General features: G+C 47.4%; 17 protein-coding genes. 1 reads left to right on the top strand and 16 read right to left on the bottom strand.

Going from position 1 to position 22,858, the window contains the following annotated elements; translation table 11 throughout:
• Positions 1–77: 77 nt before the first annotated feature.
• The 8 genes from ACESZH_RS10185 to tgt form a co-directional block, all read right to left on the bottom strand.
• A complete protein-coding gene (locus ACESZH_RS10185) occupies positions 78–1,463 on the bottom strand; it encodes a PTS mannitol transporter subunit IICB (RefSeq protein WP_373215169.1) in 1,386 nt (461 codons plus the stop codon).
• Between the two features lie 187 nt (positions 1,464–1,650).
• Positions 1,651–2,814 (bottom strand): phosphoglycerate dehydrogenase, encoded by a 1,164-nt coding sequence (locus ACESZH_RS10180; protein WP_373215171.1) that lies wholly within the window; start codon positions 2,812–2,814, stop codon positions 1,651–1,653.
• The gene (gene serC, locus ACESZH_RS10175) at positions 2,814–3,896 is read right to left on the bottom strand and encodes a 3-phosphoserine/phosphohydroxythreonine transaminase (RefSeq protein WP_373215174.1); all 1,083 of its coding nucleotides are present in this window, start codon (positions 3,894–3,896) and stop codon (positions 2,814–2,816) included. Before serC ends, ACESZH_RS10180 begins: the two co-directional genes overlap by 1 nt.
• Positions 3,880–5,571: a biosynthetic-type acetolactate synthase large subunit gene (gene ilvB, locus ACESZH_RS10170; RefSeq protein ID WP_373215176.1), complete on the bottom strand. Its 1,692-nt coding sequence runs from the start codon at positions 5,569–5,571 to the stop codon at positions 3,880–3,882. Before ilvB ends, serC begins: the two co-directional genes overlap by 17 nt.
• A gap of 1 nt (position 5,572) precedes the next feature.
• A complete protein-coding gene (ilvD, locus tag ACESZH_RS10165) occupies positions 5,573–7,249 on the bottom strand; it encodes a dihydroxy-acid dehydratase (protein ID WP_373215178.1) in 1,677 nt (558 codons plus the stop codon).
• A 92-nt stretch (positions 7,250–7,341) separates the two neighbouring features.
• Positions 7,342–8,424 (bottom strand): 3-isopropylmalate dehydrogenase, encoded by a 1,083-nt coding sequence (gene leuB, locus ACESZH_RS10160; RefSeq protein WP_373215181.1) that lies wholly within the window; start codon positions 8,422–8,424, stop codon positions 7,342–7,344.
• A gap of 306 nt (positions 8,425–8,730) precedes the next feature.
• The gene (yajC, locus tag ACESZH_RS10155; RefSeq protein WP_373215184.1) at positions 8,731–9,030 is read right to left on the bottom strand and encodes a preprotein translocase subunit YajC; all 300 of its coding nucleotides are present in this window, start codon (positions 9,028–9,030) and stop codon (positions 8,731–8,733) included.
• A gap of 119 nt (positions 9,031–9,149) precedes the next feature.
• Positions 9,150–10,301 (bottom strand): tRNA guanosine(34) transglycosylase Tgt, encoded by a 1,152-nt coding sequence (tgt, locus tag ACESZH_RS10150; RefSeq protein ID WP_373215186.1) that lies wholly within the window; start codon positions 10,299–10,301, stop codon positions 9,150–9,152.
• Between the two features lie 273 nt (positions 10,302–10,574).
• On the opposite strand from tgt, the gene ACESZH_RS10145 reads away from it, so the two are divergent.
• On the top strand, positions 10,575–14,810 hold the full coding sequence (locus tag ACESZH_RS10145) for an acyl-CoA dehydratase activase-related protein (protein ID WP_373215188.1): 4,236 nt from the start codon (positions 10,575–10,577) through the stop codon (positions 14,808–14,810).
• A 148-nt stretch (positions 14,811–14,958) separates the two neighbouring features.
• Here ACESZH_RS10145 and ACESZH_RS10140 read toward each other — a convergent pair whose 3' ends face one another.
• The 8 genes from ACESZH_RS10140 to ACESZH_RS10105 all read right to left on the bottom strand — a co-directional run bounded on the left by ACESZH_RS10140 (position 14,959) and on the right by ACESZH_RS10105 (position 22,847).
• A complete protein-coding gene (locus ACESZH_RS10140; RefSeq protein WP_373215192.1) occupies positions 14,959–16,581 on the bottom strand; it encodes an oligosaccharide flippase family protein in 1,623 nt (540 codons plus the stop codon).
• 2 nt (positions 16,582–16,583) lie between these two features.
• Complete coding sequence (locus ACESZH_RS10135) at positions 16,584–17,276, bottom strand: uracil-DNA glycosylase (RefSeq protein ID WP_373215194.1); 693 nt, start codon at positions 17,274–17,276, stop codon at positions 16,584–16,586.
• Positions 17,277–17,373: 97 nt separating this feature from the next.
• Positions 17,374–18,132 (bottom strand): imidazole glycerol phosphate synthase subunit HisF, encoded by a 759-nt coding sequence (gene hisF / locus ACESZH_RS10130; RefSeq protein ID WP_373215195.1) that lies wholly within the window; start codon positions 18,130–18,132, stop codon positions 17,374–17,376.
• A 4-nt stretch (positions 18,133–18,136) separates the two neighbouring features.
• Entirely contained in the window at positions 18,137–18,754 is a 618-nt protein-coding gene (gene hisH / locus ACESZH_RS10125; RefSeq protein WP_373215198.1) for an imidazole glycerol phosphate synthase subunit HisH, read from the bottom strand.
• Between the two features lie 87 nt (positions 18,755–18,841).
• Positions 18,842–20,350 (bottom strand): sensor histidine kinase, encoded by a 1,509-nt coding sequence (locus ACESZH_RS10120; protein ID WP_373215200.1) that lies wholly within the window; start codon positions 20,348–20,350, stop codon positions 18,842–18,844.
• Positions 20,347–21,030 carry a response regulator transcription factor gene (locus tag ACESZH_RS10115; RefSeq protein WP_373215202.1) on the bottom strand — a complete coding sequence of 228 codons (684 nt, stop codon included), beginning with the start codon at positions 21,028–21,030 and terminating at the stop codon, positions 20,347–20,349. Before ACESZH_RS10115 ends, ACESZH_RS10120 begins: the two co-directional genes overlap by 4 nt.
• 154 nt (positions 21,031–21,184) lie before the next feature.
• Positions 21,185–21,658 carry an acyl-CoA thioesterase gene (locus ACESZH_RS10110; RefSeq protein ID WP_373215204.1) on the bottom strand — a complete coding sequence of 158 codons (474 nt, stop codon included), beginning with the start codon at positions 21,656–21,658 and terminating at the stop codon, positions 21,185–21,187.
• Between the two features lies 1 nt (position 21,659).
• The gene (locus ACESZH_RS10105; protein WP_373215206.1) at positions 21,660–22,847 is read right to left on the bottom strand and encodes an acetyl-CoA C-acyltransferase; all 1,188 of its coding nucleotides are present in this window, start codon (positions 22,845–22,847) and stop codon (positions 21,660–21,662) included.
• Positions 22,848–22,858 lie beyond the last annotated feature (11 nt).

Raw genomic sequence — 22,858 nt, 5'->3', positions numbered from 1 at the left:
GTTTCCGACACTCATATCATATCATTTTCACAGTTCTGCCGCAAGCGTAACTGTTCATTTTTTGCTTTGCGCTATTCTCACTGTTTCTTTAACTGCTCCACTAACTCCTCATACTGAGGTGCTGCCAGGAAGTTTGTGATCAGGATCAACTGTGCGTTTGGATTGCTGTGGGCAGCTCTTTCCCCAAGCTCCTCGTGGGTCACTACCACCTGGACATCCTGTGGGATGGAGGATACAGGAGTATGGATAACCTCGATACCCTCAATGCCAGCTGCTGCGATTTTCTTTTTCAGAACCGTAGCGCCCATTGCACTGGATCCCATTCCTGCATCACATGCGAATGCGATCTTCTTTACTTTACCTGCAGTTGCTGCTTTCGGGGCTTCACTCTCCACAATGCCTTTTGCCTGTTTTTTCATAGAATCCTTCTTCTGCTGTGCTTCCTCAAGGCTTGCATCCTTACCCATGAATTTCAGGATCGGGATTGCCACTACAAAGGATACGACTGTTGCCAGGAGCACGCCCAGGATCAGGCCAACATAGCTGTGACGTTCTGCCATCATCATGATTGCCAGGATGCTTCCCGGTGATGCCGGAGCGGTAAGACCAACGCCCATCAGGTTGAAGGTGAATACACCCACTGCGCCGCCGGCTATGGTAGCCAGGATCAGAAGCGGATTCATCAGGATATATGGGAAGTAGATCTCATGGATACCGCCCAGGAAATGGATGATCGCTGCTCCCGGTGCAGAGCTTTTTGCACTTCCCTTTCCGGCAACACAGTAAGCTAACAGAATACCAAGTCCCGGTCCCGGATTTGCTTCCAGAAGGAAGAAAATAGATTTTCCGGCTTCCTCAACCTGTTTGATTCCCATTGGTGACAGGATGCCATGGTTGATTGCGTTGTTTAAGAACAGAACCTTTGCCGGCTCAATGAAAACACTTGTCAGTGGCAGTAAGCCGTGATCTACGAAGAATCCCACACCTGCCTCCATAGCGTTGTTTAATACTGTTACAAGTGGTGTAACGCCATACATTGCAGCAATCGCAAGGATGGCACCAATGATACCAACGGAGAAGTTGTTTACCAGCATTTCAAATCCGGCTTTTACCTTATTCTCCATGAATTTGTCGAATTTCTTGATCACCCATGCAGACAGGGGACCTACGATCATAGCGCCGATGAACATAGGCACATCGGAACCTACGATAACACCCATGGTCGCAATGGCACCAATTACGCCGCCTCGCTGTCCTGCCACTACATTTCCGCCTGTATATGCAATGAGCAGCGGGAGAAGCATGGATGACATGGGACTGATAAACTGGGCTATTCTTTCATTTGGACACCAGCCTGTTTCCATAAATAATGCGGTGATCAGTCCCCATGCAATAAAGGCACCGATGTTTGGCATTACCATTCCGCTTAAAAATCTGCCGAATAACTGTACTTTTTCTTTCATAAATTCACACCTCTTTTTCCTTCTTCTTTTATTGTTCGTTCTTTCTCTTTTCAGAGGTATGATTGGCCAATCACTCTCTTTTTCATGGCTTTATTATAATCAATTTTGATACAGATTTTCAACAAATAGAAAAAGAGATTTGGCACTAAGGTTTTGCGCCAAATCTCTTTTGAAAATATAATCCGCCTTATTTGATCACACGTACTTTAGACATGCCTTCGATTGCCTGCAGAGCGTCCAACGCCTGCTGAGATGCGGCGCTTTCCAGGTCGATCAGCGTATATGCGTACTCGCCCTTGCTCTTATTTGTCATGTCTGCGATATTTAAGCCTTCACTGCCCAGGATTTTCGTTACCTGGCTGATCATATTAGGGATATTTTTGTGGGTAAGTGCGATTCTGCCCACTGCCACGCAGGTTCCCATATCACAGTTAGGGAAGTTGACGGAGTTTTTGATATTTCCGTTCTCCAGGAAATCCCGCAGCTCTTTTACTGCCATGACCGCGCAGTTCTCTTCTGACTCCTCAGTGGAAGCGCCAAGGTGAGGGGTTACCAGGATTCCCTCTCTGCCTGCCACTGTCGGATTAGCAAAATCGGTTACGTATTTCTTTACCTTACCGGCTTCCAGGGCTTCGATCAAATCCTCCTCATTCACCAGAAGATCGCGGGCAAAGTTTAAAAGCACCACGCCGTCCTTCATTTTACTGAAGGCTTCTTTGTTGATCATCTTCTGTGTGGCGTCCATAAGCGGGACATGAATAGTGATATAGTCGCACTGTGTGTAAATTTCATCCAGAGTTTTGCTGTGCTTAATGGTACGTGACAAATTCCATGCTGCATCAATGGAAATATAAGGGTCATAGCCATATACCTCCATGCCAAGGCCAGCCGCTGCATTTGCCACCATGCTTCCGATTGCTCCCAGGCCGATGATTCCAAGCTTCTTGCCCATGATCTCACAGCCTGCAAACTGTTTTTTCTGCTTTTCGGCAAGCTTATCGATATCTGCTCTGTCCTTTTCCTGCTGTACCCACTCGATACCGCCTACGATATCTCGGGAAGCCAGCAGCATTCCTGCTAAAACAAGCTCCTTTACGCCGTTTGCATTGGCACCCGGTGTATTGAATACTACGATTCCTTTTTCTGCGCATTCCTTAATGGGAATATTGTTTACTCCGGCTCCTGCGCGTGCAATGGCTGCAACGCTCTCAGGAAGCTCCATATCGTGCATCTTCGCACTTCTGACTAAAACCGCATCGCAGTTGTCCAAAGTGTCAGAGCTTCTGTAATTGTTGTCAAAAATATCAAGTCCCTTTTCAGCAATGGGGTTCAGGCAATGATACTGATACATTATGCGTTTTCCTCCTCGAATTTTTTCATGAAGGCTACAAGAGCTTCCACTCCTGCTTTCGGCATTGCATTGTAAATACTTGCGCGCATGCCGCCAACGGATCTGTGTCCCTTTAAGTTTACAAATCCTGCTGCTGCCGCCTCTTTTACAAATTTTGCATCCATTTCCTTATCGCCTGTCACAAAAGGCACGTTCATAAGAGAGCGGTCCTCCGGAACCACGGTTCCTTTAAAGAGCTTACTGGAATCCAGGAAATCATAAAGGATTTTTGCTTTTTCCTCATTACGTTTCTTCATTTCCTCCAGACCGCCCATTGCCTTCAGCCATTTAAATACCTTGCCGCATACATAGATGCAGTATGCATTGGGGGTGTTGTAAAGGGAACCTGCGTCCGAGTGGGTCTTATAAGTGAGCATGGTTGGAGTTCCCGGAAGAACATCCTCTGTGATCAGATCCTCGCGGATGATCACAATCACCATACCTGCCGGTCCGATATTTTTCTGAACACCGCCGTAAATAATGCCGTATTTGCTCACATCTACAGGCTCAGACAGGAAGCAGGAGGAGACATCTGCAACCAGGGTCTTGCCCTTTGTATCAGGAAGCTTTTTAAACTTAGTACCATAAATGGTATTGTTTTCGCAAATATAAACATAATCCGCATCCGGGCTTATCGGTAAATCGCTGCAGTCCGGAATATAGGAAAAGGTCTTATCCTCGGAAGAGGCAATCTTGTTTGCTTTGCCATATTTCTGTGCTTCCTGGTATGCTTTCTTTGCCCACTGTCCTGTTACGATATAATCCGCAACCTTGTTTTTCATCAAATTCATGGGAATCATGGCAAATTGCTGGGATGCTCCTCCCTGCAGGAACAATACCTTATAGTTATCCGGAATGTTCATCAGGTCACGGAGATCCTGCTCTGCAGTGTCAATGATTTCCTGGAATGCTGCGCTTCTGTGGCTCATTTCCATCACAGACATGCCTGTTCCGTTGTAATCCATCATTTCAGCAGCAACCTCTTTCAGTACCTCTTCCGGCAGAACAGCCGGACCCGCCGAAAAATTATACACTCTGCTCATCTTTTTTCATATCCTCCTCGTCAAATACATCATCAAGATTAGCCCCCGCCGGAACCATCGGATAAACGCTTAAATCCTGGTCGATCCAGCAATCCAGCACAACCGGGCCGTCAGCACTTAAGGCCTCTTTTAATGCAGGCTCCACCTCTTCCAGCTTGGTGACACGGATCGCCCTTGCACCCATTGCCTCGGAAACCTTCACGAAATCCACACTGTCATTCAGAATGGTCTGGGAATATCTCTGTCCATAGAACAAAGTCTGCCACTGACGCACCATGCCAAGAACATGGTTGTTCAAAATGATCTGCACAAGCGGTTTGCCGCAGCGCACGGCTGTTGCGATCTCATTCATGTTCATACGGAAGCAGCCGTCGCCTGCAATATTTACCACAGTTTTATCCGGGCATCCCATTTTTGCTCCAATAGCAGCGCCAAGGCCGTAGCCCATGGTTCCAAGACCGCCTGAAGTCAGGAAGGTTCTGGGACTTTTGAACTTAAAATACTGTGCTGCCCACATCTGATGCTGTCCCACATCCGTGGAAATAATGGCATCGCCGCCAGTAAGCTCATAAAGCTTCTCGATCACGTAAGGACCTGTAAGCTGGCTGTGGTCGTAATTTAACGGATATTTTTCCTTTAATGTTTCAATATGCTCTACCCATTCCGGATGTTCCTTTGCCGGAACTGCTTCAAGCAGAAGCTTCAGTACCTCTCTTAAATCTCCGATCACTGAGGCATCTACGGTAACGTTTTTATTGATCTCTGCTGCATCTACATCAATCTGCAGGATCTTTGCCTGGGATGCAAAGGTGCTGGTGTCGCCTGTCACACGGTCACTGAAACGTGCGCCGAGCGTGATCAGCAGGTCGCACTCGCACATGGCGTAGTTTGATGTTTTGCTCCCGTGCATTCCCACAGGTCCTGTATACAGCTCATCCTCGCCGGAAAATGCTCCTTTCCCCATAAGACTGTCGCATACCGGAGCCTGGATCCTGTGTGCAAGCTCCCTTACTTCCTCGGACGCGTTGGCGATCACTGCGCCTCCGCCTACGAAAATAAACGGTTTTTCTGCCGCTTTGATCATTTCCACAGCAGTTTTGATATCCTCCTGACGGATGGTATCTGCTTTTGGCTCTACTGCCGTGATGCTGTGACGGATATATTCACATTTTGCCCCAGTGACATCCTTTGGCACATCCACAAGGACAGGACCCGGGCGACCGCTTTTTGAAATAGAAAATGCCTTACGGATGGTTTCCGCAAGCTTTGTCACGTCTTTTACAATATAGCTGTGCTTTGTAACAGGCATTACGATTCCTGCAATGTCAACCTCCTGAAAGGAATCCTTTCCCAAAAGGGCTGTTCCCACATTGCAGGTAATTGCTACCACCGGAACGGAATCCATACACGCGGTGGCAATTCCCGTAACAAGGTTGGTAGCACCGGGACCGGAGGTTGCAAGGCACACTCCCACCTTTCCCGTAGCCCGTGCATAGCCGTCTGCCGCATGGGAAGCTCCCTGCTCGTGAGACGTCAGCACATGATTAATTTTATCGCTGTATTTATAAAGAGCATCGTAAACATTCAGAATGGCTCCTCCCGGATATCCGAATACGGTATCAACTCCCTGCTCTAACAGACATTCTATAATAATTTCTGCACCTGTAAGCTGCAATTTAACGACCTCCTTTTGGTATTTCCAGAATAGCGCCGCGATTTCCGGATGTAACCATAGACGCATATCTGCTCAGATATCCTGTGGTTACCCTAGGCTCTCTTGGCTGCCATTTTGCTTTTCTCGCCTGCATCTCTTCATCGGAAACCTTCACTTCCAGCTTCAGCTCCGGAATATTGATGCTGATGATATCGCCTTCCTCGATCAGCGCGATCGGTCCGCCTACGGCTGCCTCAGGAGAAACGTGTCCGATGGATGCTCCTCTGGATGCACCGCTGAAACGGCCGTCTGTGATCAAAGCTACGGAAGAGCCAAGACCCATACCTGCAATGGCAGAGGTAGGATTCAGCATTTCTCTCATGCCAGGTCCGCCTTTCGGTCCTTCATAGCGGATGACCACTACGTCTCCGGCTACGATCTTTCCGCCCTTGATGGCTTCGATTGCATCTTCCTCGCAGTCAAAGACTCTTGCAGGTCCTTCGTGTACCATCATCTCCTCCACCACTGCGGAACGTTTTACTACGCCGCCGTCCGGAGCAAGATTTCCTTTTAATACCGCAAGGCCTCCTGTCTGGCTGTATGGATTGTCGATCGGTCGGATAACCTCAGGATTCAGATTCACACATCCTTCAATGTTTTCGCCCACTGTTTTTCCTGTAACGGTTATACATTCTGTGTTGAGAAGTCCTTTTTTATTTAACTCGTTCATAACGGCGTAAACACCGCCTGCTTCGTTCAGGTCTTCCATATATGTTGGGCCTGCCGGTGCAAGATGACACAGGTTTGGTGTTTTTGCACTGACTTCGTTTGCAAAGCTGATATCGAAATCCCAACCGATCTCATGAGCGATTGCCGGAAGATGGAGCATACTGTTTGTTGAACATCCGAGAGCCATATCTACGGTCAGGGCGTTCATAATAGCCTCTTTTGTCATGATGTCTCTTGGGCGAATATTTCTTCTGTACATTTCCATAACCTGCATTCCGGCGTGCTTTGCAAGGCGGATACGCTGGGAATATACAGCGGGAATGGTTCCGTTTCCGCCAAGTCCCATACCAAGTGCTTCAGTCAGACAGTTCATACTGTTAGCGGTATACATACCGGAACAGGAACCGCAGGTGGGGCAGGCTTTGTTTTCAAATTCGGTCAGCTCTTCTTCGGAGATCGTTCCTGCCGCATAGGAGCCTACTGCCTCAAACATGCTGGAAAGGCTGGTTTTGTGTCCGTGAATATGACCTGCCATCATGGGGCCACCGCTTACGAATACGGTAGGTACATTGATCCTTGCTGCTGCCATGAGAAGACCGGGTACGTTTTTATCGCAGTTTGGCACCATAACAAGGGCGTCAAACTGATGTGCCAGTGCCATGGCTTCTGTGGAATCTGCGATCAGGTCACGTGTTACCAGGGAGTATTTCATTCCGATATGTCCCATGGCGATTCCGTCACATACAGCAATAGCCGGGAATACAACAGGTGTTCCTCCTGCCATGGCTACGCCTTGTTTTACGGCTGCTACAATTTTATCCAGGTTCATGTGACCCGGTACGATTTCATTATATGAACTTACGATTCCTACAAGGGGACGTTCCATCTCTTCTTTTGTCATTCCAAGGGCATTGAACAGGGAACGGTGAGGTGCCTGCTGGGAACCCTTTTTTACTGCATCGCTTTTCATGATTGATTTCCTCTCTTTTTATAAACCATAAAATAAAATGGATATTGTATTTCTATGAACAATTATAACATCGTTTAGAATTTTTGAAAAAATTAAATCGCCTCTGCGATCAAATCGCCCATCTCTTTTGTTCCCACCAGCTTACAGCCTTCGGACATAATATCGCCTGTACGGTAGCCGTCTGTCAGTACCTTCTGTACAGCGGCTTCCACTGCGTCTGCCTCTTTGTCAAGGTCTAAGGAGAAGCGGAGCATCATGGCTGCTGATAAGATCGTAGCGATTGGGTTTGCCTTATTCTGTCCTGCGATGTCCGGTGCGGAGCCGTGGCTTGGCTCATAGAGACCGAATTTTGTCTCGTTTAAGCTTGCGGAGGACAGCATTCCGATGGATCCGGTTACCATGCTTGCCTCATCGGATAAGATATCTCCGAACATATTCTCTGTGAGGATCACGTCAAACTGCTTCGGGTCGCGGACAAGCTGCATTGCACAGTTGTCGACCAGCATGTGTTCCAGGGTTACTTCCGGGTAGTCTTTTGCTACTTCTTCGACTACCTTTCTCCACAGTCTGGAGGAATCCAGAACATTTGCTTTGTCTACACTGGTCACCTTTTTGCGGCGCTTCATAGCAATGTCAAAGGCTTTGATGGCGATTCTGCGGATCTCGTTTTCATTATAAGTCAGGGTATCAATTGCTATTTTAACGCCATCCTCTTCGATTGTTTTTCTTTCGCCGAAATAGAGACCGCCTGTCAGTTCACGGACAATGATCATGTCAAAGCCGTCGCCGATGATCTCATCGCGCAGAGGACAAGCATTTCTCAATTCATTATATAAATATGCTGGTCTTAAGTTAGCGAACAGGTTCAGCGCCTTGCGGATTCCCAGAAGTCCGGCTTCCGGGCGTTTGGACGGCTCCAGTTTATACCAGGGTGAGGTTTTTGCATCACCGCCGATGGAGCCCATCAGGACAGCGTCTGAAGCTTTTGCTGCGGCAATGGTTTCCTCGGTGAGAGGAACTCCATGGGCATCGATGGATGCGCCGCCCAGCAGCAGCTCGGAGTATGTAAAGGTATGGTCGTATTTTTCGCATACTTTGTCAAGAACTTTTTTTGCTTCTGTCACAATTTCCGGGCCTATTCCATCGCCGGGAATCAGTGAGATGTTGTAATTCATAATAATTTCCTCGCTCTCTTTTCTACAATTGGATATTGTTATTATAATAACGCACTTTTTCGGAGATTTCAACCTATTAAAGTAAAAAACTGTTATGCGAGGTATGCGAGGGGGCAAGCTCGGAGAGCGAAGGCCGCATGCCCCCTCGCGCTCCCCCTGTTGGCCCGCTCTTCACACGAGGGATCGTGTGGGATTTTTGTGGGATTGTTTCACACGAGAGGTAGGATGTGTGGAATGGAAATATCAGGAAAGACTATACTTTTTATAGTTCAAAAAAGGATGCCGCAACTGCGACATCCTTTTTACTTAAGCAGAAGCCTGTTCTGCTTTTTCTACCTCGGCGATTGCTTGTTTTCTCATGGGGATTCGGCAGTTTTTGTTGTTGCCGAACTCTACGATCACGTCCTCTTCGGTCATGTCGATGATGACTCCGTAGAAGCCGCTTGTGGTAACTACGCTGTCACCTACTTCCATGCTGCTCAGCATGGTCTGAACTCTTTTCTGCTCTTTTTTCTGCGGTCTTACCATCAGAAAATACATGATTCCGAAAAGAACTACCAGCCATACGATGGTAAATCCCATACTCATTCCGCTTGCTGCGTCCATTTAAAATTCCTCCTGTATCTTACTCGAAATAATTCTCTCTGCCATATACTGGTTTTTCAGAGCGTTGTAGTATATCATACACAAAAAAAGTGGTTTCATCAAGTAGTTTTGCCTATTTTTTACCGATTCCCGTTAATTTTGCCTTCCTCGAAGCCTTCCAGACGCATTTTTTTGTATGCTGCAAAATTTCCGCTGTCCAGAGCGTCGCGGATCTCTTCCATCATGTGGTTATAAAAGTAGAGATTATGAAGAACACACAGTCTCATGCCCAGCATTTCTTTTGCTTTCAGGAGATGACGGATATAAGCTCTGCTGTAATGGCGGCAGGCCGGGCACTGGCAGCCCTCCTCGATGGGACGGTGATCCAGCTCGTATTTTGCGTTGAAAAGGTTCATCTTTCCGTGGTTTGTATAGACGTGTCCGTGGCGGCCGTTTCTGCTGGGATATACACAGTCAAAGAAATCGATTCCCCGTTCCACGCCCTCCAGGATGTTTGCGGGAGTTCCAACTCCCATCAGATAGGTGGGCTTGTTCTGAGGAAGGTGAGGTACCACCTCGTCCAGGATCCGGTACATCTCCGCGTGTGTTTCGCCTACTGCCAGACCTCCAACGGCATAGCCGTCCAGGTCAAGCTGAGAAATGGTATCTGCGTGGGCTTTTCGGATATCCTCGTAGACGGCACCCTGGTTGATGCCGAATAAAAGCTGTTCCCGGTTCACCGTATCCGGCAGGCTGTTCAGCCTTGCCATCTCCTCCTTGCAGCGCACAAGCCATCTCGTCGTGCGGTCTACCGAATTTTGTACATAATCTCTGTCTGCTACGCTGCTGGGACATTCGTCGAATGCCATGGCGATGGTGGACCCCAGATTTGACTGGATCTGCATACTCTCCTCAGGTCCCATAAAAATCTTATGACCGTCAATATGGGACTGGAAATAGACACCTTCTTCCTTTATTTTCCGCAGACCTGCCAGGGAAAACACCTGGAAGCCGCCGGAATCTGTCAGGATGGGCCTGTCCCATACCATGAATTTGTGAAGACCGCCGAATTCTTTGATCAGCTTGTCGCCGGTCCGCACATGGAGATGATACGTATTGGACAGCTCCACCTGGGTTCCGATTTCTTTTAAATCCATTGTGGAAACAGCACCCTTGATAGCTCCCACAGTACCTACATTCATAAAAACAGGAGTCTGGATCGTTCCGTGGACGGTATGAAATTCTGCTCTTTTCGCCCGTCCTTCTGTCTTCAGAATTTTATATTCTGCCATTTGCACATTCCTTTCCTTAATTAATTCCTTTTCCTTACAATAAAGATGATTATAGCTTGAAATAACTGAAATTTCAACTGTAAAGCCCGGAATCATTGTTAAACTTTTACATTGCCATTTGTTGCGCCTTATCGTATAATATTATAGAATGTCCCTGCCGTACATTTAATAAGAAAGAATACGCAGGGATTTCACTTATTGGAGTTAATTCTTTTACGAATAACATAAGACTACTTATAGAAGTACAGTAACGAGGAGGCAAATTTTATTTTTATGACTAAACACACATTGGGAATTGACATTGGTTCCACCACTGTCAAGATCGCAATTCTTGACGAAAACGAAAACCTGCTTTTTGCAGATTACGAACGCCATTTCGCCAACATTCAGGAAACACTGGCTGATCTGCTCCAAAAAGCCTACGACAAGCTTGGCGAGCTGACTCTTCATCCTGTCATTACAGGCTCCGGTGGTCTGACTCTTGCCAATCATCTTGAAATCCCCTTCGTCCAGGAGGTTATTTCTGTTTCTACTGCCCTGCAGAAGATCGCACCTCAGACTGATGTTGCCATTGAGCTTGGAGGTGAGGATGCCAAGATCATATACTTTGAGGGCGGTAATATTGAGCAGCGTATGAACGGTATCTGCGCAGGCGGTACCGGTTCTTTTATTGACCAGATGGCATCTCTTCTTCAGACAGACGCAACCGGTCTGAATGAATATGCCAAAAATTATAAGGCACTCTACCCCATTGCGGCCCGCTGCGGTGTATTTGCAAAGACTGACATCCAGCCCCTGATCAATGACGGTGCCACAAAGGAAGACCTGTCTGCTTCTATTTTCCAGGCAGTTGTAAACCAGACGATCTCCGGCCTTGCCTGCGGAAAACCGATCCGCGGTCATGTTGCATTCCTGGGCGGTCCTCTTCACTTTCTTTCAGAGCTGAAACAGGCATTTATCCGCACCCTGAAGCTTGACGACGAGCACGCCATTGTACCGGAGAATTCCCACCTTTTTGCAGCTATGGGTTCTGCCATGAATGCAAAAGATGAGGTGACGGTTTCCCTGACGGAATTAAAGAACCGCCTGCAGGGTTCCATCCATATGGACTTCGAGGTGGAACGTATGGAGCCTCTTTTTGCGACACAGGAGGACTATGAAGCTTTTCATGAACGCCAGAATGCTTACCAGGTAAAAAAAGGCGATCTTTCTACATACAAAGGAAACTGCTATTTAGGTATCGATGCAGGCTCCACCACTACGAAGACCGCGGTTGTCGGCGAGGACGGAACCTTGCTTTATTCCTTCTACAGCAATAACAACGGAAGCCCTTTAAAGACTGCCATCCGCTCCATCCAGGAGATTTACAGCATTCTTCCAAAGGATGCAAAGATCGCCTACTCCTGCTCCACAGGCTACGGCGAGGCGCTGATCAAGGCTGCCCTGATCCTGGACGAGGGAGAGGTGGAAACGGTTTCCCATTACTACGCCGCTGCTTTCTTTGATCCGGAGGTAGACTGTATCCTGGACATCGGCGGCCAGGATATGAAATGTATCAAGATCAAAAATCAGACCGTGGACAGCGTACAGCTTAACGAAGCCTGCTCCTCAGGCTGTGGTTCCTTTATTGAGACCTTTGCCAAATCCCTGAATTATTCGGTTCAGGATTTTGCCAAGGCTGCCCTTTTTGCACAGCATCCCATTGATCTTGGCACACGCTGTACCGTATTTATGAATTCCAAGGTAAAGCAGGCACAGAAGGAGGGAGCTGAGGTATCCGATATCTCAGCAGGTCTTGCTTATTCTGTTATCAAAAATGCGTTGTATAAGGTTATCAAGGTTTCCGATGCCACAGAGCTTGGCAAGCACATTGTAGTACAGGGCGGTACCTTCTATAACGATGCGGTTCTCCGAAGCTTTGAGCGGATCGCGGACTGTGAAGCCATCCGTCCCGATATTGCGGGAATCATGGGCGCGTTCGGTGCTGCCCTCATTGCCAGGGAGCGTTACACCGAAGGCACAGAAACCACCATGCTTTCCATTGAAAAGATCAATGCCCTCAAATATACTACCTCCATGGCAAACTGCCACGGATGTACCAACAACTGCCGTCTCACCATAAACAAATTCACAGGCGGACGCCAGTTTGTCAGCGGAAACCGCTGCGAGCGCGGTATCGGTAAGGAGAAAAACAAGGATCATATCCCGAATCTTTATGAATATAAGTATAAACGGATTTTTTCCTACCAGCCGCTTTCACCGGATGAAGCCACCCGCGGAAAGGTTGGGATTCCCCGTGTACTGAATATGTTCGAGAATTATCCTTTCTGGTACACCTTCTTTACAGAGCTGAAATATGAGGTTGTGCTTTCCCCTACCTCTACCAGAAAGATTTACGAGCTTGGTATTGAATCCATCCCCAGTGAGTCGGAATGCTATCCTGCAAAGCTGGCCCACGGACATGTAACGTGGCTTCTCAGAAAAGGCGTGAAATTTATTTTCTACCCCTGTATCCCCTATGAGCGGAACGAATTCCCGGATGCAGTAAACCATTATAACTGCCCCATTGTCACCTCCTATGCGGAAAACATCAAAAACAATGTGGATGAGCTTCATGACCCGTCCATCACGTTTATGAATCCGTTCCTGGCGCTGACATCTGAGGAGATTGCCACAAAACGTCTCCTTGAGATTTTCCCGGATCTTCCTGCCGATGAGGTGAAGGCTGCAGCTCACAAGGGCTGGGTGGAAATGACTGCCGTACATAAAGATATTGAGAAAAAGGGCGAGGAAACCCTGAAATATCTGGATGAAACAGGCCGCCGGGGAATCGTGCTTGCCGGACGTCCTTACCATATTGACCCGGAGATCCATCACGGTATCCCGGATCTGATCAACAGCTACGGCGTTGCGGTGCTGACGGAGGATTCCGTTTCCCATCTAGTTCCCATTGAGCGTCCTATCCGTGTCAATGACCAGTGGATGTATCATTCCCGCCTTTATGCTGCAGCAAACTACGTTAAGACCCGGGAAAATCTTGACCTGATCCAGTTGAACTCCTTTGGCTGCGGACTTGACGCCGTTACCACCGATGAAGTCTATGAGATTCTGGACCGCAGCGAAAAGATTTATACCTGTCTGAAAATTGATGAGGTAAACAACCTTGGCGCAGCACGTATCCGTGTCAGGTCTCTGCTGGCTGCCCTCCGCGCTAAGGACGCCCGGAAAAAAGCAAGGTCCATAGAGCCTTCTTCTATAGAAAAGGCCAGCTTTACCAAGGAGATGCGCAAGGATTACACCATCCTTTGCCCGCAGATGTCCCCGGTGCATTTTTCCCTGCTGCAGGCAGCCTTTAATGCCAATGGATATCATCTTGAAGTCCTGCCTAATGATAACAAGCACGCTGTGGATGTGGGTCTGAAATATGTAAATAACGATGCCTGCTACCCCTCCCTGATCGTGGTGGGACAGATCATGGATGCGCTGCTGTCCGGAAAATATGACCTGGACAAAACTGCGGTCATCATGTCACAGACCGGCGGAGGCTGCCGTGCTTCCAACTATATTGCATTTATCCGCCGAGCGCTGAAGAAAGCGGATATGGAGCAGGTTCCTGTGATCTCAGCTAACTTAAGCGGACTGGAGAGCAATCCTGGATTCAAGCTTACTTTCCCCCTTGTAAAGGCGGTTGTATATGCTGCTGTATTTGGGGATATTCTTATGAAGTGTATCTACCGGATGCGGCCCTATGAATTAGAAAAAGGAATCGTGAACCGCAAGCATAAGATTTGGGAACAGCGAGTGATCGCTTTTGTTTCCGGAAGCTCCTTAAGCCACAGCCAGTTCAAAAAAATGTGCCGGGAGATGGTTCATGATTTTGACACTATCCTCATCAGCGATGAGAAAAAGCCCCGTGTAGGAATCGTGGGAGAGATTCTTGTAAAATTCCTTCCCGCTGCCAACAACCACCTGGCAGACCTTCTTGAAGCAGAAGGGGCAGAGCCTGTTGTGCCTGATCTGATCGATTTCATGTGCTACTGCTTTTACAATCAGAATTTCAAAGTCGATAACCTTGGCTTTAAGAAGTCCAAAGCCTTTATGGGTAATATGGGGATTAAGGCGATTGAGTGGGTTCGGGGAACCGCAAATCAGGCGTTAAAAGAAAGCCGCCATTTCCATCCTACCGCTGATATCCGTGATCTGGCAGAGATGGCTTCCCCAATCGTTTCTACAGGAAACCAGACTGGTGAAGGCTGGTTCTTAACAGGAGAAATGATGGAGCTGATCCACGACGGCGTGCCCAATATCGTCTGCATCCAGCCATTTGGTTGTCTGCCGAACCATATTGTGGGAAAAGGTGTTATCAAGGAGATCCGCCGCTCCCATCCGGAGGCAAACATTGTTGCCATTGACTATGATCCGGGTGCAAGCGAGGTAAACCAGTTGAACAGGATCAAACTGATGCTTTCCACCGCGCAGAAAAACCTGAAAGCAAAGAAAGACGCGTAAGATGAATCGAAACGTGCGCCGCAAGGCGCACATAAAAGGACGGAGCGTATACCACAGCAGTATACGCTCCTTTTTTTACATTTCCGGCAAAAAGCTTCGCCGCATTATGTTCCCTGGATATCCTTAAAATATTTCATTTCCTATATTTTTAACCAACAGGCAATTTCCGGTAAATTTTTTTCAGATATGCTCCTCCCGGCATCATGGCAAAATCTTCATCTGTAGGCTTGCTTACGATCAGATATACCATAAAATAGACGATTGCCGCAAGAATCACCGCAATACCCAGACAGATGATATTGGAATGGAGCAGCGCATACAGCCCATAATACACTCCTCCCGCCACCACAGCCATAGGCACGGACGCCAGCAGCGGATTGATATATGCCATCTTCCATGGATTTTGATACCGCATATATTTTTTCATGGATATCTCATTGAGCAGACACATTACCACTGCGTAAACGATCATGGAAATCACGATCGTGTATACCCCCAGATCAGTCAGCAAAAGGAGCACTGCCATAACGATCACATCTGCTACTAATGCGATCGCCGCATTCCGCATCGGAATGTTAGGCTTGCCGATTCCCTGAAGCACGCCGTTTGAGATGTTTGAATTCCCATTTAAAATAATGGTAATCACACCAAGTATCATAAGCTCTCCTGCCACGCCTGTTGTCCTTGGAAAAAGCAGGCGCGTGATAGGACCCGACAGCACTGCCAGTCCCACAGTACAGGGGATGGAAATAAACATGCTGATCCAGGTAGCCCTGTCAATTTTATCTCTGGCGCTGGCCATATCCCGTCTTGCATACTGTGCGGAAACCTCCGGAATCATAGAGGTAGGCGCAGTGCTCGCCAATGTAAGAGGAATATTGATCAGCGTCATATAATACCCATACTCTGCATACATGCTCTGAATCATGTCGTGATCCTGTCCGCGGGCTCCCAGTATTCCGGAATACATATAGCTGTTGATAAATCCGTTTACATTATAGATAAAAGCACTGAGAACGATAGGCATTACAATGAGAATAATGTTTTTCATCACGTCTGCCGAATCCTCATCCACAGAAACCTCATCATATTTAATCTTTTTGCGGATGACTCTCTGGTTTAACCGGTACACCAAAACCATAAAAACCAGCGCAGCCAGCACACCCGCTCCCGTACCCATGGTGGCACCTGCCGCACCCCACGACTGCACCACAGCTTCCTTTTCTCCGCTGAAATGCTTCAGCATGACACTGGACATCAGAAGGGCAAAGGTTGCCACAAAAATCTGCTCCACGATCTGTGAAATGGATGTCGGCATCATATTCCGGTATGCCTGGAAATAACCTCTGAATACCCCAAGAATTCCGGACATAAAAATAGTCGGTGCCAGCATCCTCAGTGCAAGCCGCGCACCGGACATGGAATCCGGAACCAGTATAGAACCGCCGAAAAAGCAAAACAACGCAACGATCCCGCCGACGATCACCACATAAATAAGCGCACAGTGAAATACCTTCTGCGCATCACGGTATCTCCGGAATGCAATTTTTTCCGCCATGATCTTCGATACTGCCTGTGGAATACTGAAGGATGAGATCATCAGAAGAATAAAATAGACATTCTGGGCATAGTTAAACATGGCATAACTGTTATTTCCCAGTGTGGTGGACAATGGGCTTTTATACAGCATACCGATGATCTTGGAAATCAACGCCGCAACCATCAGAAAGGATGCATTTTTTACAAGTGTATTGTCATTCTTTTTTCCCATGTCTAAAATCCCTCATATCGCTGAATATTTTCTATCTGCCAGTCCACGGGAGACAGTCCGTTCTCTGAAAGGAACTGATTTGTCCTGCTGAAATGCCTGCACCCGAAAAAGCCTCTTGACGCTGACAGCGGACTGGGATGAGCTGCTGTCAGTACAAGCTGCCCGGGATTGTACAGCATGCTCTTTTTCATCTGAGCAGGTCTTCCCCACAGCAGATACACAATGGGTCTGTCCTGGTCATTCAAAATTTTGATCACTGCATCCGTAAACTGCTCCCACCCGATTCCTCTGTGGGAATTCGCCTGGTGCGCACGGACTGTCAAAACGGTGTTCAGCAAAAGAACGCCCTGCTTCGCCCACTTTTCCAGGCATCCGTTATTTGGAATGTAACAGCCGCAGTCATCGTGAAGCTCCTGAAAAATATTTACCAGCGACGGCGGAATTTCCACATTTTCCTTTACGGAAAAACATAATCCGTTTGCCTGCCCTACATTGTGGTAGGGATCCTGTCCCAAAATCACCACCTTTACCTCATGAAGGGGTGTGAAATGAAACGCATTGAACATATCTTCCGGCGGCGGAAAAACCCTTCGGGTCCTGTACTCATTCATCACAGTCTTATATAATTTCCCATAATACGGCTGACGGAATTCATCTTTCAGTGCCTCCTGCCAGTCTCCTGCTATCGGGGCCATTTTGTCACCTCTTTATCTGTGGTATCGTATCTCTTTGATGTCAAATATCTGTTCTTTATCTGCGTTATCGTATCTCTTGATGTCAAATATCTGTTCTTTATCTGCGGACGGATACGCCCTTTTCTGCCAGATACTCCTTTACCTGTGAAATCTCCAGCTCCTTGTAATGAAACAGGGAGGCTGCCAGCGCCGCATCTGCTCCGCCTTCCGCCAGTGCTTCATAAAAGTGTTCCAACGTTCCGGCGCCGCCGGAAGCAATCACCGGAATCGTAACTGCGTCTGAAACAGCTTTTGTCAGAGGAATATCGTATCCTGCTTTTGTTCCGTCGCAGTCCATACTGGTAAGCAGGATCTCCCCTGCCCCCAAAGCCTCGGCTTTTTTTGCCCATTCAACCGCATCGATCCCTGTATCCAGCCTGCCGCCGTGCTTATAAATATTCCATCCACCGTCCGGACGGCGTTTTGCGTCTATCGCCACCACCACGCACTGACTGCCGAATTTATTTGCTGCCTCACGGATCAGCTCCGGTCTGTCAATGGCTGCGGAATTCACAGAAATCTTATCTGCCCCCTCCCGTAGGAGCTTTCTGAAATCCTCTACCGTGCGAATTCCTCCGCCTACCGTAAACGGAATGAATACATTTGCCGCAACCTTGCGCACCATCTCCACTACGGTATCCCGTTCCTCACAGGAAGCAGTGATATCCAGGAAAATAACCTCATCTGCACCGGCTTCATCATATGCCTTTGCAATCTCGACCGGATCTCCTGCATCTTTCAGGTCAACAAAATTTACGCCTTTTACCACCCGTCCATTATTTACATCCAGGCAGGGAATGATTCTTTTTGTAAACATCGTTCTAAGCCTCCCTTCCTGCTTTTGCGAAGTTTTCCAGGATCTTCAGCCCGTAACGGCTGCTCTTCTCCGGATGGAACTGGCAGGCAAACACTTGATCCTTCTCCACAGCAGCATGGATACAGGTGCTGTATTCCGTTGTTGCCTTTACGATCTCCAGTTCGTCTGCCTCCAAATAATAGGAATGGACAAAATACACATAGGTCTGCTCCGGAATCCCGTAAAACAGCCTTCCGTTGTTCTGCAGATGGAGAGAGTTCCAACCCATATGAGGGATTTTCAGACCAGGCGACGGCGGTATCTTAACGATTTTCCCTTTTAATATGCCAAGTCCCTCCACGCCCGGACATTCCTCACTGGATTCAAATAAAAGCTGGAGTCCCAGACAAATTCCCAGAAGCGGCGTCTTCTTCTCCACCATTTCCTTTATCACAGGCACCAGTCCGTACGTATGCAGATTTTCCATTGCCTCCCCAAAGCTTCCCACTCCAGGCAGAATGGCCTTATCCGCCTTTAAAAGCACCTCCGGGTCACGGGAAACCACGGTCTCCTCACCCAGAAGATGAAACGCTTTTTCCACACTCTTGATATTTCCCGCATCATAGTCGATTATTCCAATCATAGCATTCCTCCTGCTGTCCATCCTACTCATCGTTTAAGTATAACGCAAAAAAAGGCACTTGCAAAGTGCTTTTTTGCCTGATTCACTCTATTTTCTATCAAGAGTAAACCAGAATTCCACGCCGTTGTCAAAATTCTCTACGCCGTACTTCTGATTCATCCCTTCCAAGATCGCTTTTACAATAGAAAGTCCGATACCGCTGCCGCCATATTCTCTGGTACGCGCCTTATCCACCTTATAAAACTTATTCCAGAGATTTGGAATATCTGCCTCCGGAATGGGACTTCCGGTGTTAAATACCGTCACCTTTACCCGTTCTTCCCCATCCATCAAAACCTTGATCTCAATTTCCCGCTCTCCATCCAGATGATTCAGGGCATTGCTCACATAATTTGTCACAACCTCCTCTGTTTTAAACTCATCCGCCCACACATATACCGGTTCTTTTCCGGTAAAAAGAATCTTTGCCTCCTTTTGCTGGATCATAATATCCATTGTGGAAAGGACTCCTCTGATCAGGGCGATCAGATCAAACCGCTCCATCACGGCTGCATCCCGTCCGGATTCCAACTGATTCAGGGTTAAAAGGTTTCTCACCATTTTATTCATTTTTGAAGCCTCGTCTATAATGACATCGCAGTAAAACTCCATGCTCTCCGGATCATCGTTTATATTTTCCTTTAACCCTTCCGCATAACCCTGCACCAGCGCAATAGGAGTCTTCAGTTCATGAGAAACATTGTCCAGGAATTCCTTCCGCATCTCATCTATTTTTACCCTATCCGCAATATCCTGCTGCAGTTTATTATTGGCTGATTTCAGCTTGGAAATGGTACTCTCGAGCTGGCTGGACATCTTATTGAAATTATCTCCAAGCACGTCGATCTCATTATTGGAATGGCTTGTATACCGCGTCTCAAAATCCAGATTGGACATCTTTTGTGAAAGCCCCGTCAGCTCATAAATAGGCTTGGTAATCCTCCTGGTCACGGCACTGATCAGAATGCCGCTGATGACAATAATAATAATTCCCACGAAAAAGTAAAACTTATTGGAAATCGCAGCACTCTCCCGGATGCTTTCCAAAGGACTTCTCACCAGAAAATAATTGCCGTTTTCAAACCTGCCCCAGCATTCTACATAATCCATTCCTGTAAATCGGTCGTGGATCTTCTGCATTACATACCGTTCTGTTTCTTCAAGGATCCTGCCCTTTCCCTTATCAGTATCCAGGTCACTGGCATAGCCGAAAAACAGCTTGCTCCGAAGCTGGTCTTCATTTTCAGGCCAGCAGATGTATTTGCTGTTATCCGCATTAATCACCACCAGGCTTAAGTTATTCTGTGTTCCCTGTTTGATAATGTCAGAAGAAAGCTCTTCTGACGTGCCATCGTCGTGGACCAGGGCATCGATATCCAGTCTGCTCAACATATCCCGTGCATCTGAAAGAACCTCTGTCTTTTTGGATACATAATAGCTCTCCAGAAAAAGACCGTTAATAATGAAAATTGTCAAAATGGACAGGAGCAAAAGCCCAATAAAGGTTCCTGTGATCTGCCCCTTTAATGAGTGGACCTTTTTCATTCTGGCCGTCATGGTTCATCCACCTCGAATTTATAGCCCATTCCCCACACAGTCTTTATATACTCTCCTTTTTCTCCCATTTTGCTTCTCAGCTTCTTTACATGGGTATCAATGGTACGGGCATCGCCAAAATAATCGTAGTTCCATACAGAATTCAGTATTTTCTCCCTGGACAAAGCAATTCCCTGATTTTCCAGGAAATATGTCAGAAGTTCAAATTCCTTAAAGCTTAAATCCATGGTCTTCCCATCTACCGTTGCCAGATGAGCAGCCTTATCGATAACGATACCGCCTGCACTGAGCATATCCTCCATGCTTTGCTGACCTGTACGCCTTAAAATAGCCTCGACTCGCGCTACCAGAATCTTTGGGCTGAATGGTTTGGAAATATACTCATCCACTCCCAGATCAAATCCAAGCAGCTCGTCCCGCTCGTCTCCCCGGGCTGTCAGCATGATGATCGGCACCTTGGAATTTTTCCGCACCTCACGGCATACCTCCCAGCCATCCATCTTCGGCATCATCACATCCAGAATGATAAGAGCAATATCCTTCTCCTTATAAAAAACATCCATCGCCTCCTCACCGTCTCCGGCCTCCAGCACCTGGAAATTTTTTTTCACCAAAAAGTCTTTTACCAGCTTTCTCATACGGCTCTCATCGTCCACTACAAGAATTTTCAACGCATCCATTCTATCTTCCTCCTATTCACAGGTTACTCTTTTCCAGTCTTTTTTAACATCTTAGCAGATATTTATGTATGTTCTGTGAACGCAGGAGGGAAATTGAATTCTTTTATATAAAAAGCAGGCCAGAAGCATTTCTCCGCTTCCAACCCGCTTTTCTTTAATATCCTTCCAGACGCCGCTGCCGGCGAAGCGCGTAACGCTTCTCACCGCCGATCCACTCTGCCCGCTGGGCCTCCGTTTCCACCTTCAGTGCCGGTACTTCTTTTTTGTTGCCGTCACGGTCGATTGCCACCAGTACTTCATAAGCACGATTGATCATCTTCCTTGTTCCGTCCAGTTCTTCCACATAGGTGTCTACTCTTACCTCCATTGAGGTTTTTCCTACATGCGTCATTCTCCCGATCAATACGATTGTATTTCCAAAATACGCGCCTGCCTTAAAGTTCAGATTATCCACACATGCCGTTGTAACGATACTGCTGGAATGCCGTCTCGCAACAGTTCCTGCCACTTCATCGATCCACTGCATCAATACGCCGCCGAAAAGTCTCCCATATCCATTAATATGTTTTGACATAACCAGATACGTATTTTCTGTTCGTGAATAATCTACTGTCCTTTCCTGCCGCATTTCAGTCCTGATCTCTCTCAAAAAGAACTGCCAGACCCTGACCGCCGCCAATACAAAGCGTCGCGATTCCGTATCTTGCGTTACGGCGAATCATCTCATTCATCAGCTTGATCGTGATGATACATCCTGTGGCGCCAATTGGATGCCCCATAGAAATGCCGCTGCCGTTCACATTTACTTTTTCAACATCAAGTCCAAGCTCACGGATGCAGGCGATAGACTGGCTCGCAAATGCCTCATTCAATTCAAACAGATCAATGTCATCCACAGTAAGTCCTGTCTTCTTTAACAGCTTTCTCACTGCCGGAATTGGTCCGATTCCCATATAAGCCGGGTCAACACCAGCCGCTGCAGCATCAACGATCCGTACCAGTGGCTTTAACTTTCTGCGTTTTGCCTCTTCCTCTTTCATCAGTACCACAGCAGCACCGCAGTCATTGATTCCGGAAGCATTGCCTGCCGTTACCGTTCCATCCTTTTTAAATGCAGGACGAAGCTTTGCCAGCTTTTCCAAAGTCACATTATCCCGGATATGCTCATCCACATCGAAAATCTTTGTTTCCTTTTTATTGACCTTTACCTCAACCGGAACGATCTCGTCCCTGAACTTTCCTTCATCTCTTGCTTTTGCAGCTCGCTGCTGGCTCATCAGAGCATATTCATCCTGTTCTTCTCTTGTAATGTGATAACGCTCTGCAATATTTTCCGCAGTAATTCCCATGTGATCCCTGGTAATAGGATCTGAAAGTGCTGTGATCAGACCGTCTTCCAACTCAGCATGTCCCATTCGGTAACCAGTTCTTGCTTTGCGCAGATAGAACGGGATGTTATCCATGCTTTCACCGCCGCCTGCAACCGCAATGTCGCAAAAACCGTTGTCAATTTCCATGGCAGCAGTCAAAATAGCCTGAAGACCTGAAGAACATAACCGGTTTACCGTCAGAGCGGTGGCTTCATAGGGAATTCCTGCCTTAATAGAACTTACTCTTGCCATAAATGCGTTTTCAGCCGCCTGTCCCACGCAGCCCATCACAACCTCATCCACATCCTCAGGTGCCACTTCCGCACGGATTAATGCTTCTTTAATGGCAATCCCGCCTAAGTCCGTTGCTTCTAATCCCTTTAAGGAGCCGCCAAAGCTTCCGATCGCAGTTCTCGCACCTGATACAATTACAATATTCTCTTTCATATTCACCCCAC

This window comes from Ruminococcus sp. 5_1_39BFAA (genome assembly GCF_964240875.1).
In the GTDB taxonomy this organism is placed as follows: domain Bacteria; phylum Bacillota; class Clostridia; order Lachnospirales; family Lachnospiraceae; genus Blautia_A.
Note: the sequence above shows the minus strand (reverse complement) of the source record. Positions and strands in the feature narration are given on the sequence as shown.